The following is a 14291-nucleotide window of genomic DNA, read 5'->3' as shown; positions in this document are numbered from 1 at the left end:
GGAGATCCGACGGTCGTATGTGGTCTACAGGGAGTCAGTTGCGGGCAGCCCGTCACAGGCGCCGCAAGTAGCGGACGCGATGCGCCGTCCGCACCCTCCGGTGCTGCAACAATACGCCGCGAGGTCCGGAACGTGTCTTCCCGGTATTCACCCGCGGTATTCACCCGCGGTACGCACCCGGATATGCACCCGCTTCGGGTAAAAAACACAGGCAACGGACACATCCGGCCACGCGCCGGCTTGTCGTACGCCGTTGAGCAAGTAACGTTGAAGCACCTTATTTCGTACAGGACAGTTTTATGATGAAGATCGCTCAAGAACTCCGCACCGGCAATGTCGTGATGATCGGCAACGACGCGATGGTCGTGCAGAAAGCCGAATACAACAAATCGGGTCGTAACTCCGCCGTCGTCAAGATGAAGTTCAAGAACCTGCTGACAGGCGCGGGCATGGAAACGGTTTACAAGGCCGACGACAAGTTCGACGTCGTGCTGCTCGACCGCAAGGAAGTCACCTACTCGTATTTCGCCGACCCGATGTACGTGTTCATGGACGCTGACTACAACCAGTTCGAAGTCGAAGCCGAAATGATGGGCGAGGCGCTGCATTACCTCGAAGACGGCATGGCATGCGAAGTCGTTTTCTACAACGAAAAAGCGATTTCGGTCGAACTGCCGACCACGCTGGTCCGCGAGATCATCTACACGGAACCGGCGGTGAAGGGCGACACGTCGTCGGGCAAGGTGCTCAAGACGGCTAAGCTGAACACGGGTTTCGAACTGCAAGTGCCGCTGTTCTGCAATATCGGCGACAAGATCGAAATCGATACGCGTACCAACGAGTACCGCAGCCGCGCCTAAAAAACTGAAGCAAGCGTCACACAACCCTCAGGCACCGGGAAGCATGCCCCAAGCAAACTTCCGGCAGGCCGTAGCCACTGCGCGAGGCCACCTTGCCTCGCGCCGCGCGAATCTCACGCAGAAAGCGTAAGGAAAGCGCAGGCTTCGCTCCCTGACCGCGCCCTACGGGGTCGACGTCCGCGAAAGCGCCCTATTTGGGCGCTTTTTCTTTTTTCCGCGACCGTGTATGGTGGTGGAAAACTTTACCGGAAATTTATGCAAATTTTCGCTATGCCGAGCGCGCCGAATAGGCACGTTCAGCACGCACGCAAACGTCAGCGCATTGATTCGACACGATTTTGAGTGCTTGGCACGTCCCCTGCTTTGAAAAACACGTAGTCGCTTAAAAAGACGCGCAACACGTTTCGTTCAATAGGGAGATGTCGATGAACAACGATATTGCTGAAGGCAAATGGAAGCAGATGATCGGCAAAGCCAAGACTGCATGGGGCGAGCTGACCGACGACGAACTGACCAAGGCCGAAGGCCGCGCAGAAAAGCTGACCGGGCTGATCCAGGAACGTTACGGCAAGACCCGTGACGAAGCGGAACGCGAGGTACGGCGCTTTTTCGATTCGAACCGGCCTTTCTGAACCGGCGGCGGTGTCACGAGCCATTCGCGACGCGTCGCGACGATTCGATGAAGCCGCCCCGCAGCAGGTGAACGCGCGTCCGACCGGGGCCTCTGGCTTCACTCCGGACGCCGCCACCGCCGCGCAGCAGGAACGCTGCGCATCGGCGCGCGTGGCATGCAACAGATGAACAGGAAGTTGCTCGAGGGTTGCGTGAACAGAATCACAACGCAGGACCACAACGATATGCGGCGACTTGCCATGCTGACGACTGTGCTGCTGCCTGACGCCGATGCGGCGTCGGCGATCGCCTGTGCGGCGTTCGCCCTGCGCGGCCGCACCGGTGCAGCTGATGCATCGCCGCCGGTCGCAGTTTCGCGCCGATCTTCGTGTGCACCTTCCCGCGCATCTTCCCGATTCCGCGCCTGCGGCGCCCGTCACATCAGCACCGCCGGTTTCCGTCCATTTGAAAAACAACTGCGCTCGTTATGCCACATGCCCTGATTGTCGAAGACGATCCCAATAGCCTGTCCGGCCTGTCGGCGATCCTCGCCGCGGACGGGTTTTCTGTCGATACCGCGATCACGCTCGCCGAAGCGCGCGCCGCGCTGACGCGCTTCATCCCGGACGTCGTGCTGGTCGACCTGAACCTGCCGGACGGCAGCGGCCTCGACCTGCTGCAGAACCTGCCCGCGCAGCCGCCCGGCGGCGCGCTGCCGGTGATCGTGATGACCGGCAACGCGACGGTCGAAAGCGCGATCGAAGGCTTGCGCCACGGCATCTGGGATTACCTGCTCAAGCCCGTCAACATTCCGCGGCTGCGCAGCCTGCTGGCACGCATCCCGCGGCCGTACGAGCTGACCGAGGAAGTCCAGACGCTGCGCTCGAGGCTGCGCCAGATGGGCCGCTTCGGCCCGCTGATCGGCAAGAGCGGCGCGATCCAGCACGTGTACGACGCGATCGAACACGTCGCGCCGACCGAAGCCTCCGTGCTGATTTCCGGCGAAGCCGGCACGGGCAAGGAAGTGGCGGCGCGCACGCTGCACGAGATGAGCCGGCGCCGCAAAGGGCCGTTCATCGTGTTCGATTGCCGCGCGGCGGCGGCCGTCGGTAGCGGCGGACGCTCGCTCGACAGCCTGCTGTTCGGTCACGAACGCGGCGCATTCAGCGGCGCGGAGCAGCGCGAGCCGGGCCTGTTCGAGCAGGCGAGCGGCGGCACGCTGTTCATCGACGAAATCGCGCTGTTGCCGCGCCCGCAACAGGAAGCGCTGCTGCGCGCGCTCGACTCGCAAACCTTTATGCGCGTGGGCGGCACCAACCAGGTGGTCACCGACTTCCGGCTGATCGCGTCGACCCGCAAGGTGCCGCGTGCGGCCGTATCCGACGGCTCGCTGCATGAGGATCTCGGCTTGCGGCTGGAGGCGGCGGCGTTGTCGTTACCGCCGCTGCGCGAGCGCGGCGACGATCCGGCGCTGTTTGCCGAGGCCCTCGTCGAGGAACTGAACCGCGAAGCGAATGCCCGCGGCGTCGCCGATGCGACCAAGCTCGTGTCGCCGAATTTCGTCCGCGAGTGCCTCGCGTATGAGTGGCCCGGCAATGTGCGCGAGTTGCAGGAGCGCGTGCGCCGCGCCTGGCAGGCGTCCGGCGATGTGATCGAGACGCTGCGCGCGGATGAAGCGAACGGCATCGGCGGCCGCGATCTGAACGGCGGCCGCGTGCAGGTTACCGTCGGCACGCCGCTCGCGGACGTCGAGGAAATGTTGATCCGCGCGACGCTCGATGCGGTCGGCGGCACGCGGCATCGCGCGGCGTCGCTGCTGGGGATCAGCCCGAAGACGCTGTACAACAAGCTGCAGCGGATGCGTTTGAACTAAGCTGGGTTTCCCGCGCAAGCGATAGCTGCTGCGTATGCGTTGGACAAAAGGCCTTTTCGGGCCTTTTGTTTTTCATGCGATAGCGATGGCAGCGCCGCAGGCCGCACGCGCAGATCACAATCAGCTCAGTTCACCTCAAGCGAACGTGCCGCGCAACAACGCCTGCGCCTGCTGATACTCCGGCTCTTCAAGCAGCTTGCGCCAGGTCGGCGCCTTGCCGCGCGGCCGCATCTGCCTGAGGCGGCGGCGCGATTCCTTCGACGGCTTGAAGCGCAGCGCGTCGAGTACCTTGCCTGCTTCCTCCGGCTGGTTGCAGATCAATACCATGTCGCAGCCCGCGTCGAGTGCGGCGGTTGCGGCTTCGGTCAGCGTGCCGCCCTGGCGCGCGGCTTCCATCGACAGGTCGTCGCTGAAAATCGCACCGTTGAAACCGAGCTTGCCGCGCAGAATGTCCTGCAACCACAGCCGCGAGAAGCCGGCCGGCTTGTCGTCGATCTTCGGGTAGATCACATGCGCCGGGATCACCGACGCAAGCGTCTGACCCAGCCAATCGTAGGGCGCGACGTCGTCGGCCAGGATCTGGTCGAGCGCGCGTTCGTCGACCGGCACCGCGACGTGCGAGTCCGCCTGCGCGAAGCCATGCCCCGGAAAATGCTTGCCGCAATTCGCCATGCCGGCGAGCGCGAGGCCGTGGTTCAGGCTCTTCGCGAGCATCGTGACGACGCGCGGATCGCGGTGGAACGAACGGTCGCCGATCACCTGCGACTGGCCGTAATTCAGATCCAGCACCGGCGTAAAGCTCATATCGATGCCGCACGCGCGCAGTTCGGCCGCGAGCACATAGCCGACCGCGGTGGTCACCTTGGTCGCCTGCAGTACGTCGTGATCCCACAACGCGCCGAGCTTGCCCATCGCCGGCAGCACCGTGAAGCCGTCGGTGCGGAAACGCTGCACGCGGCCGCCTTCGTGGTCCACGGCGATCAGCAGGTCTTCGCGGATGTCGCGGATCGCATCGGTTAGCGCGATCAGCTGCGTACGGCTCTCGAAGTGACGCGCGAACAGGATCACGCCCCCCGTCATCGGATGCGCGAGACGGCGCTTGTCGGCGGCCTCGAGGGTCTTGCCGACCACGTCGAGCATGACCGGCCCTGGAGTTTTTTTCATCGGCTTCAGAGGCTTCAGAGAAGAAAGGAATCAGCGCGCGCGGGATGTCTGCACGCGCAGGGGTTGATCGTCGATCAGGCCGCGGGCGTGTCAGCAGTTTCGGCGATCACGAACGACACCGCATAGTCGCGCTCGTCAGACAGCGTGACGCGCGCCGTGATGCCGCGCTGCTCGAGCCAGTCGGCCAGTTCGCCCGACGCGACCACGTACGGCCGGCCACCGGCTTCGTTCAGCGTCTGCAGCGCGCGCCACGTCATCGGCCAGTGCATGCCGAGGCCGATCGCCTTCGAGAACGCTTCCTTCACGGAAAAACGCGTGGCCAGAAACGCGAGGCCGCGCACCGCGGAACGCGCATGGCGCGCGTGGTAGACCTTTAGTTCGTCGGGGCCGAGCACCTTTTCGGCAAAGCGCCCGTTGGTGCGCTCCATCACCGCGGCGACGCGGCTCACCTGAACCACGTCGGTGCCGATGCCGTAGATCGCCATTGCGCGAGCTCCCGGTTACGCGTGTGCGGCAAGACGCGCGGCGACCATGATCGCCTTCATCTCGCGCACTGCGTTGTCCCAGCCGGCGAAGAGGGCGTGCGCAACGATCGCATGGCCGATGTTCAGTTCGACGATGCCTTCGATCGCCGCGATCTGCTGCACGTTCGTGTAGTGCAGACCGTGGCCGGCATTCACCTTCAGGCCGAGCGAGTTGCCCAGTACGACGCCCTGCACCACCCGCTCGTATTCGCGCTGCTGTTCGGCTTCGTCATGCGCTTCGGCATAGCGGCCCGTGTGCAGTTCGATCACCGGCGCGCCTGCGTCGTGCGCGGCGCGGATCTGTGCTTCGTCCGCATCGATGAACAGCGACACGCGCGAGCCGACGGCGGCCAGTTGCCGGCACGCGGCGCGCACCGCTTCGAAGTGGCCGACCACGTCGAGGCCGCCTTCGGTGGTTAGCTCTGCGCGCTTTTCCGGCACGAGACACACGTCGTGCGGCTTGACCTCGCACGCGATATCGAGCATTTCCTGGGTGACCGCGCATTCGAGGTTCATGCGCGTCTTCAGTTGCGTTCGCAGTGTGCGCACGTCGGCGTCGACGATGTGGCGGCGGTCCTCGCGCAGATGCAGCGTGATCGCATCGGCGCCCGCTTCTTCGGCGGAGAGGGCCGCGCGGATCGGGTCCGGATAGGACGTGCCGCGCACATTGCGCAGCGTAGCAACGTGATCGATATTGACGCCCAGGTCGATCACGTTCGGCGACGTAAGAAAGAAGCTCATAGGTTCTGCAAGTCGATCAGGATCTGGCGCGTCGCGAGCGGCGTGCCGCCGAGGTACACATTGAGCAGGAAGCGCATTAGCGTCTTGCTCTGCGAAACAGTCTGCGCACGATGGTAATCGTCCTGCTCCATGTCGAGCAAGGTCTGGCCGGACACGACCGGCCATTGCGCCGGCCACTCGTCCGATGCTTCGCGTACGCCGCGCTCCGGGTCGAACACGTAGCGGCCTTCGGCCAGCACCGGCTTGCGCGCCACTGTGCGGTCGAGCGCCATCGCATAGCCGGTTTCGCGCAACAGCACGCGTTCGAACGATCGCAGCACCTGCACGGCCGGCACGTCGTGCGCGAGACGCGTCATCGTCACGACGTAGTGCTGGAACAGCTGCGGATGCGGGTCTTCGCGCGCGCAGAATTTGACCAGCAACTCGTTCACGTAGAAGCCGCACAGCAACGCGTCGCCGGCCAGCGGCAGCATGCCGCCAACCCATTCGGCGCCGGTCAGCGTGCGCATCTCGGACTTGCCGGTCCACGCGAGCGACAGCGGCTGGAAGGTCTGCAGCACGCCGCGCAGCGCCGAGTGCGGGCGCTTGGCGCCTTTCGCGATCAGCGCGACGCGGCCGTGGTCGCGGCTCAATACGTCGATGATCAGGCTGGTTTCGCGATATGGGTAGCTGTGCAGCACGAAGCCGGGCTGCTCGGCGATGCGGAAATCGGAGGATGGCGCGCGCGGCGCGCGGCGCGTGGGTTTGGCGCGGCCTTCGCTGCTGGTGTTGGCGGATGCGCGGCTCGAGGTGCGGCCTGGAGTGCGGCCGGGTGCGCCGGCTGGGGCTTCTGCGCCCTCGCTCATTTCGCCGAGCGTATCGCGCGCGTCATCGGCGTCGCCGTCGTCGCTACGGCTTGCCGCGCCCTGGCTGGACAACCGTTTGGCGGACTTCGTGGAACGTGAGGTCGATGTCCTCGCGCCCGCCCGCGTGACGCGGCCGAGCGCGGGCCCGGCCGGTGCGGACTCATCGTCGTCCGGATCGGCTTCGGGTGGCAGCGTCATCCATGCGTCATTCGTACCCATACGCGCGGAGTCCCGCATCGTTATCCGCCCAGCCGCTGCGCACCTTGATGAAAGTCTCCAGATACACCGGGCCATCGAACAACCGTTCCATATCGAGGCGCGCTTCGGTGCTGATCTGCTTCAGCTTCGCGCCCTTCTGGCCGATGATCATCGCCTTGTGCGAATCGCGTTCGACCAGGATCGTCGCGAAAATACGCCGCAGGCGGCCTTCGGTTTCGAACTTCTCGATCAGCACGGTGCTGGTGTACGGCAGCTCGTCGCCGGTCCAGCGGAACACCTTTTCGCGCAGGATCTCGGCTGCGAGGAAACGCTCGCTGCGATCGGTCAGGTCGTCTTCGCCGTAGATCGGCTCGCCTTCGGGCAGATACGGCTGCACGGTCGCGAGCAGGCGCTTGATGTCGTCCACGTTCTTGGCCGACAGCGGCACGATTTCCTTGAACTCGCGCAGTGCCGACATCTGCTGCATGAAGGGGAACAGCGCGTCCTTGTCGTCGACCCGGTCGAGCTTGTTCGCAATCAGCAGCGTCGGCGCCGACGGCGGGATCAGGTTGAGCACCTGTTGGTCGTCCGATGCAAAGCGGCCCGCTTCGATCACGAACAGAACCGCGTCGACGGAACTCAGCGTCGAGGTGACCGCGCGGTTCAGCGAGCGGTTCAGCGCGCCGCTGTGTTTGGTCTGGAAACCCGGCGTATCGACGAAGATGAACTGCGCTTCGCCTTCAGTGCGGATGCCGGTGATGCGGTGGCGCGTCGTCTGCGCCTTGCGCGACGTGATGCTGACCTTCTGGCCGACCAGCGCGTTCATCAACGTCGATTTGCCGACGTTGGGACGGCCGACGATGGCGACCATGCCGCAGCGAAAACCGGGGGAAACAGGTGTGTTCATAGTTGGGTTACAGCGAATTCTGGGCGACGCGCGCGGGTGAGCGACCGCGCGTCGCGGCAATCGGTTGGGTCAATGGCCTGCGTCGGCGGCGCGGATGTGCAGCGCGCCCGCGACGCCGGGTTCGAGATCGGCGCCCGCAGTCGCGGCGTCGGCCGCCACATCGGGAGCCGGCTCGCGGCTGCGCGAGGCCGACTTGTCGGCGCTGCGCGCGAGGTTTTCTGGTTTGTCCCGCTCAGGCTGGCCCGACGCGCGGGGCGTCGGTTCGCCCTTGTCGGAGGCCTTGTCGGCGGGGCGTTCGGTGGATCTTTCTGCTGATCGGTCGGCTGGCTTGTCGGCGAAGGACGATTCGGTTGTCCGGTCGCTGCCCGCGTGGTCGGCCGATTGTTCGGGGGCGCGTTCGCCTGGCTGGTCCGCAAATCGTGCGGGGGTGTCGGCTGCTTCGAGCGTATCCGCTGCTTCCTCGGACGGGGCCGCAGGTTGGCCGGCAGCCGGCTTGTCGATCGCCGATTCTGCAGTTGCAGTCCGTTCCGCTGGCTTGTCGGCCGCCTTGTCGCTGTGACGCGCAGCGGCTTCAGTCTTCTCCGCTGTTTTGTCGCTTTCGCCGGCTGCCGCTTCAGTGCGGTGACGCTCGGACGGGGCGTCGGGAGGACGCGTTGTCGCATCGGTCCGCTCGAGCGGCCGGTCGCTGCGCGATTCGAACTTTTCCGTACGGGCAGGCTTGCTTTCGGCCCGCTCTGCCGGCTTGTCGGCCGGTTTGTCCTGCTTATCGGCCTTGTCCTTGTCGGCGCCCGAATTCTGCGCGCTGTACTCGACATGCGCGGCCCGGATAACCGCGAGCGGAACCACCGCTGGAACCGGCGCGGCGCCTGCATGCGTATCCGCCGTCGCTTTCGCGTCGCCGCGCGCCGCGCGTTCAGCCTTGCGATGATCGGGGGCCCGCAGGTCGAGCGCCGCCTGAACGCCAGTCACGCCGGGCACGATGTCCAGTTCGCCGGTTTTCGCAGCCCGCCCGTTCTTCGAGCGCTTCGGCTTCGCCACCACCGCCGGCGCCGCCGCCATCACTTCATCCAGCGCCTTCTTCGCCGCCGCCTGCTCGGCTGCACGACGGCTCGCGCCCGAACCGGAAACCTTGACATCCAGCTTCGGCACCGTGCATTCGACTTCAAACTGCTGATTGTGCGCCGCACCATGCGTCGCGATGACGGTGTAGGTCGGCAGCGCGATCTTGTGCCCCTGCAGATATTCTTGCAGCAGCGTCTTCGCATCCTTGCCGAGCGTGCGCGGGTCGATGTGATCGAGAATCGGCACGTACAGCCGCTTGATCACCGTCTGCGCGGCATCAAAACCACCATCCAGGAAGATCGCGCCGAGAATCGCCTCGAGCGTGTCGGCCAGAATCGACGGCCGGCGGAAGCCGCCGCTGCGCAGTTCGCCCTCGCCAAGCCGCAGGCCGTCGGAAATATTCAGGGCCTGAGCAATTTCATAGAGCGACTGCTGTTTGACGAGGTTGGCGCGCACGCGCGACAGGTCGCCCTCGTCCAGTTTCGCGAAACGTTGGAACAAAAGCGCAGCCACCGCGCAATTCAGAACGGAATCGCCGAGAAACTCGAGCCGTTCGTTATGCGTGGCGCTATGACTACGGTGAGTTAAAGCCTGACGCAGCAATTCCGCATTGCGAAATTCATAGCGCAGCCGGCTTTCCAACGGAGATGAAGGCATGGGCAGAGTATAACGCGGGCGCCCGCCCCGGCGAAAACGCGGAGCGGCGCGCGAAGAAGCGTGGTGTTGCGACGTTACCGCAGGTTCTTAAAGTAGCGTGCTAACACGTCGCGTGAGTTTCGCGACGCATTAGCGAGCGTGTCGATGCGGTAAGCGGAGAGCTCTGCCGTCACACAAGGGCGCTTAGTGGAACGAGCCGATGCGTTTGAGATTGCTGAAATTCATCCAGATGAAGAACGCGCGGCCGACGATGTTCGCATCCGGCGCGAAGCCCCAGTAGCGGCTATCCGCGCTGTTGTCGCGGTTGTCGCCCATCATGAAATAGTTGCCCGGCGGCACCTTGCAGATCACGCCGCGGTCGTTGTAATCGCAGTTGTTGCGATACGGGTAATCTTCCGCGCCGACGATGAACGGCGGCACCGCCGGATTGTTCAGGATCGCGTTCTTGCGGCCGTCGAGATCTTCTTCGAACTGCTTGTCGAAACCGGCACGCTCGTCGTCGTAGAAATCGGGCAGCGGTGTTTCAGGCACCGGCTTGCCGTTGATCGTCAGGTGCTTGTCCTGATACGCGACCACGTCGCCCGGCAGGCCGATCACGCGCTTGATGTAGTCGACCGATTCGTCTTTCGGGTAGCGGAACACCACCACGTCGCCACGCTGCAACGGCCGGCCCGCGGTGATCTTGGTGTTGGTGATCGGCAGACGCAGGCCGTAGTCGAACTTGTTGACGAGGATGAAGTCGCCCACCAGCAGCGTCGGCACCATCGAGCCGGACGGAATCTTGAACGGCTCGACGACGAACGAGCGCACCACGAACACGATCAGGATGACCGGGAAGAAGCTGGCCGTGTATTCGAGCCACCACGGCTGACGCAGCTTGTCGTCGTGCAGACGGGCGCGGGTTTGCGCGGCGTTTTCATCGGCGAAGCGTTCGCCCACGCGCGCCTGCTGTTCGTCGAATGCGGTGACTGCTGCATCCGCCGCGCGCCGCCGGTTCGGCAGGAAAACCAGTTTGTCTGCGACCCATGCGATACCCGTCAGGATGACGAGCACGAAAAGAATCAATGCAAAATTCATTAGGGGTTCCGTTTGTTCGTCTTATTTGTCTTCGACGCGCAAGATCGCGAGGAACGCTTCCTGTGGGATCTCGACCGAGCCGACCTGCTTCATCCGCTTCTTGCCTGCTTTCTGTTTCTCGAGCAGCTTCTTCTTGCGCGAGATGTCGCCGCCGTAGCACTTCGCGAGCACGTTCTTGCGCAGCGCCTTGATGTTCTCGCGCGAGATGATATGCGCGCCGATCGCCGCCTGGATCGCGACGTCGTACATCTGCCGCGGAATGATCTCGCGCATCTTCGCCGCCACTTCGCGGCCGCGATACTGGCTCTGCGAACGGTGCACGATCACCGACAGTGCATCGACCTTGTCGCCGTTGATCAGCATGTCGACCTTCACGACGTCCGACGAACGGTATTCCTTGAACTCGTAGTCCATCGACGCATAGCCGCGCGATACCGACTTCAACCGGTCGAAGAAGTCGAGCACGATCTCGGCCATCGGAATTTCGTAGGTCAGCTGCACCTGACGGCCGTGGTACTGCATGTTCACCTGGTTGCCGCGCTTTTGCGTGCACAGCGTGATCACCGAGCCGACATAATCTTGCGGCATGTACAGGTTCACGGTGACGATCGGCTCGCGCACTTTTTCCATGCGCGAAGGGTCGGGCATCTTCGCGGGATTCTCGACAGTGAGGATCGTGCCGTCGCGCAGCAACACTTCGTAGACCACCGTCGGCGCGGTGGTGATCAGGTCCATGTCGAACTCGCGTTCGAGCCGCTCCTGCACGATCTCCATGTGCAGCAGACCCAGGAAGCCGCAGCGGAAGCCGAAGCCGAGCGCCTGCGAGACTTCCGGCTCGTACTGCAGCGACGCGTCGTTCAGCTTCAGCTTTTCGAGCGATTCGCGTAGCGCGTCGTACTGGTTCGCTTCGACTGGATAAAGGCCGGCGAACACCTGCGGCTTCACTTCCTTGAAGCCCGGTAGCGGTTCCGGCGCGGGGTTCTTCAGCGTCGTGACCGTGTCGCCGACGCGCGCAGCGGTCAGCTCCTTGATGCCCGCGATGATAAAGCCCACCTGGCCGGCCGACAGCGATTCGAGATTCTTCGATTTCGGCGTGAATACGCCGAGGTGCTCGACCGGATATTCGGCGCCGCTCGCCATCATGCGAATGCGGTCTTTAGGGCGCAGCGTGCCGTTGACGATGCGCACCAGCATCACGACGCCCACGTAGTTGTCGAACCACGAATCGATGATCAGCGCCTGCAGCGGCGCATCGACATTGCCCTTGGGCGCCGGCACCTTGGCGATCAGCGCCTCGAGCACGTCTTCGACGCCCTGGCCCGTCTTCGCGCTGCAATGCGTCGCGTCAGTGGCGTCGATGCCGATCACGTCTTCGATTTCGGTGATCGCGTTTTCCGGGTTGGCGGCCGGCAGGTCGATCTTGTTGAGCACCGGCACGACTTCGACGCCGAGTTCGATAGCCGTGTAGCAGTTAGCAACCGTCTGCGCTTCGACGCCCTGGCTCGCATCGACCACCAGCAGCGCGCCTTCGCACGCCGACAGCGAGCGGCTGACTTCGTACGAGAAGTCGACGTGCCCGGGCGTGTCGATCATGTTCAGGTTGTAGATCTTGCCGTCGCGCGCCTTGTAGCTCAACGCCGCGGTTTGCGCCTTGATGGTGATGCCGCGCTCGCGCTCGAGATCCATCGAATCGAGCACTTGCGATTCCATTTCGCGGTCCGACAGGCCGCCGCAAATCTGGATGATGCGATCCGCGAGCGTCGACTTGCCGTGGTCGATGTGCGCGATGATCGAGAAATTACGAATATGATCCATTAAGGCCGCTATCAAGCGAAAAAGGCGCGCTCGAGGGGTAGCGGAGCACGCCTTGTAAACAGACTGAAAAACCCACCTATTTTAGCCGAAAAGGGGTTCGACAGGCGGATTTGCGGGGAGGGAGGACGCCGCGCGTCAAACCCCACGCAGCGCAGCGCGGACACGCGCCTCGTCCAGGTGATAGCGGCACAATTCGATGCCGCCCAACTCCAGTACCGGTACCAGCTCGTTATAGCGCGCTTCGAGCGCCGGGTCTGCATCGATATCGATGACGTCGACGCGCGCGCCGAACTCGATCAACAACGGCTCGAGCGCGGCGCGCATGTCGTCGCACAGATGGCACCACGCGCGTCCGTACAGCGTCAACGCCGCCGGCGCGCGCGCAGCAGAACCCGTCACTTCTGCGACGACGAACGCGGGCGAATTGGCACGAACTGCGTGTTGTCGTTACGACGCACCAGCAGCGCAACCATCTTCTGCGGATCGAGATGCGCGGTGAGTTCATCGAACTGCTTCGCGCTGGTGATATCCGTATCGCCGACCCGCATGATGATGTCGCCCTTCTGCATACCGACCCGCGCCGCCGGTCCGTCCACCACATCGACCTGCACGCCGTTGCGGATCTTCAGCGTCTTCAGCTGATCCGCCGGGATATCGCTGACCGCGATGCCCAACGCATTGGTGGCCTGCGGCTTCGGTGCGGGCGGCTTCTTCGAATCCGCTCGGGTGGTCTTGTCCGGCTGCATTTCGGCGATGGTTACCGGCAGATCGCGCGTCTGGCCTTTGCGCCAGATCGTGATGCTGGTCTTGGTGCCCGGCTTCGTGTCGCCGACCATGCGCGGCAGATCGGTTGCCGTATCGACCGAATGGCCATTGAACTTCAGGATGATGTCGCCCGGCTGGACGCCTGCCTTGTCCGCCGGACCGCCCGGCTCGACGCTGCTGACCAGCGCGCCTTGTGCCTTCGGCAAACCGAGCGAATCGGCCACGTCCTTCGTCACTTCGCCGATCGCCACCGCGATGCGGCCGCGCACCACCTTGCCCGACGTCTTCAGCTGATCGGCCACGCGCATCGCCTCGTCGATCGGAATCGCGAACGAGATGCCCATGAAACCGCCGGTGCGGCTATAGATCTGCGAGTTGATGCCGATCACCTCGCCTTGCATGTTGATCAGCGGACCGCCGGAATTGCCCGGATTCACCGCGACGTCGGTCTGGATGAACGGCAGATAGTCGCCGGTGTCGCGCCCCTTCGCGCTGACAATGCCGGCCGTCACCGTATTCTCGAGGCCGAACGGCGAGCCGATCGCCACCACCCACTCGCCCACGCGCACCTTGTTCGAATCGCCGATCGTCACGACCGGCAGGTTGGTTGCGTTGATCTTCACGACCGCGACGTCGGTGCGCTCGTCGACGCCGATCAGCTTCGCCTTGAACTCGCGCTTGTCGGTGAGCGTCACGTAGATCGAATCGGCGTCGTCGATCACGTGTGCATTGGTCATCACGTAACCGTCGGCCGACAGGATGAAACCCGAGCCGACGCCGCTATTGGTCTCGGAATCGCTGTTGTCCTGCTGGTCGCCCTGGCTGCTGCCGCCCTGGCTGCCGTCGTTGTTGTTGCTACCACCACCGCCGCCACTGCCACCGCCGCGCGGCGTGCTGCCGGGCGGCGTCTGCGGCATCGGAATACCGAAGAAGCGGCGGAAAAATTCGGACATGTCGCCGTCATCCATCCCCGGCGGCAACCCGCGCGGGCTGCTCGACACGTGTGCGGTAGTGCGGATGTTCACGACCGCCGGGCCGACCTTGTCGACGAGATCAGTGAAATCGGGAAGGCTGGCTGCCGGCGCCGCCGCCGACGCGGTGTGCGGCGTAAACGGCAGACAAGCCAGCAGCAACGCGGCCGCCAGAAATTTGCGCACCGAGGATGTCGTCATGTCGTAGTAGACCGATGGA

General features: G+C 64.0%; 13 protein-coding genes and 1 pseudogene. 4 read left to right on the top strand and 10 right to left on the bottom strand.

All coding sequences use genetic code 11. From position 1 onward, the window contains the following. Nucleotides 1–302: 302 nt before the first annotated feature. The 4 genes from efp (at nt 303) to ACYVNQ_RS28830 (ending at nt 3345) form a co-directional block, all read left to right on the top strand. Nucleotides 303–860: an elongation factor P gene (gene efp, locus ACYVNQ_RS28845; RefSeq protein WP_460907745.1), complete on the top strand. Its 558-nt coding sequence runs from the start codon at nt 303–305 to the stop codon at nt 858–860. 425 nt (nt 861–1285) lie between these two features. Further along, complete coding sequence (locus tag ACYVNQ_RS28840; protein ID WP_460907333.1) at nt 1286–1492, top strand: CsbD family protein; 207 nt, start codon at nt 1286–1288, stop codon at nt 1490–1492. 156 nt (nt 1493–1648) lie between these two features. After that, nucleotides 1649–1975 (top strand): hypothetical protein, encoded by a 327-nt coding sequence (locus ACYVNQ_RS28835; RefSeq protein ID WP_460907331.1) that lies wholly within the window; start codon nt 1649–1651, stop codon nt 1973–1975. Further along, nucleotides 1960–3345, top strand: coding sequence for a sigma-54-dependent transcriptional regulator (locus ACYVNQ_RS28830; RefSeq protein ID WP_460907329.1), 1386 nt, complete (start codon nt 1960–1962; stop codon nt 3343–3345). The genes ACYVNQ_RS28835 and ACYVNQ_RS28830 overlap by 16 nt, the downstream gene beginning before the upstream one ends. 135 nt (nt 3346–3480) lie before the next feature. On the opposite strand, the gene nagZ is transcribed toward ACYVNQ_RS28830, so the two are convergent. The 10 genes and pseudogenes from nagZ to ACYVNQ_RS28780 all read right to left on the bottom strand — a co-directional run bounded on the left by nagZ (nt 3481) and on the right by ACYVNQ_RS28780 (nt 14272). Continuing rightward, nucleotides 3481–4509: a beta-N-acetylhexosaminidase gene (gene nagZ, locus ACYVNQ_RS28825; protein WP_460907327.1), complete on the bottom strand. Its 1029-nt coding sequence runs from the start codon at nt 4507–4509 to the stop codon at nt 3481–3483. Nucleotides 4510–4583: 74 nt separating this feature from the next. Continuing rightward, entirely contained in the window at nt 4584–4994 is a 411-nt protein-coding gene (acpS, locus tag ACYVNQ_RS28820) for a holo-ACP synthase (RefSeq protein ID WP_460907325.1), read from the bottom strand. 15 nt (nt 4995–5009) lie between these two features. Further along, nucleotides 5010–5774 carry a pyridoxine 5'-phosphate synthase gene (gene pdxJ, locus ACYVNQ_RS28815; RefSeq protein WP_460907324.1) on the bottom strand — a complete coding sequence of 255 codons (765 nt, stop codon included), beginning with the start codon at nt 5772–5774 and terminating at the stop codon, nt 5010–5012. Continuing rightward, nucleotides 5771–6838 carry a DNA repair protein RecO gene (gene recO / locus ACYVNQ_RS28810; protein WP_460907321.1) on the bottom strand — a complete coding sequence of 356 codons (1068 nt, stop codon included), beginning with the start codon at nt 6836–6838 and terminating at the stop codon, nt 5771–5773. Before recO ends, pdxJ begins: the two co-directional genes overlap by 4 nt. Further along, a complete protein-coding gene (era, locus tag ACYVNQ_RS28805) occupies nt 6825–7724 on the bottom strand; it encodes a GTPase Era (protein ID WP_460907318.1) in 900 nt (299 codons plus the stop codon). The genes recO and era overlap by 14 nt, the downstream gene beginning before the upstream one ends. A 408-nt stretch (nt 7725–8132) precedes the next feature. Next, a pseudogene (gene rnc / locus ACYVNQ_RS28800) lies at nt 8133–9443 on the bottom strand (ribonuclease III); the annotation flags it as partial. A 183-nt stretch (nt 9444–9626) separates the two neighbouring features. Continuing rightward, nucleotides 9627–10520, bottom strand: a complete 894-nt coding sequence (lepB, locus tag ACYVNQ_RS28795; protein ID WP_460907315.1) for a signal peptidase I — start codon at nt 10518–10520, stop codon at nt 9627–9629. A 21-nt stretch (nt 10521–10541) separates the two neighbouring features. After that, nucleotides 10542–12335, bottom strand: coding sequence for a translation elongation factor 4 (lepA, locus tag ACYVNQ_RS28790; RefSeq protein WP_460907310.1), 1794 nt, complete (start codon nt 12333–12335; stop codon nt 10542–10544). Between the two features lie 135 nt (nt 12336–12470). Next, nucleotides 12471–12734, bottom strand: a complete 264-nt coding sequence (locus ACYVNQ_RS28785; protein WP_460907308.1) for a glutaredoxin family protein — start codon at nt 12732–12734, stop codon at nt 12471–12473. Further along, nucleotides 12731–14272: a DegQ family serine endoprotease gene (locus tag ACYVNQ_RS28780; RefSeq protein WP_460907305.1), complete on the bottom strand. Its 1542-nt coding sequence runs from the start codon at nt 14270–14272 to the stop codon at nt 12731–12733. Before ACYVNQ_RS28780 ends, ACYVNQ_RS28785 begins: the two co-directional genes overlap by 4 nt. Nucleotides 14273–14291: the final 19 nt, after the last annotated feature.

It is taken from the genome of Paraburkholderia jirisanensis, assembly GCF_054782355.1.
The sequence above is the reverse complement of the archived record's forward strand: the minus strand, read 5'-3'. Positions and strand labels throughout refer to the sequence as shown.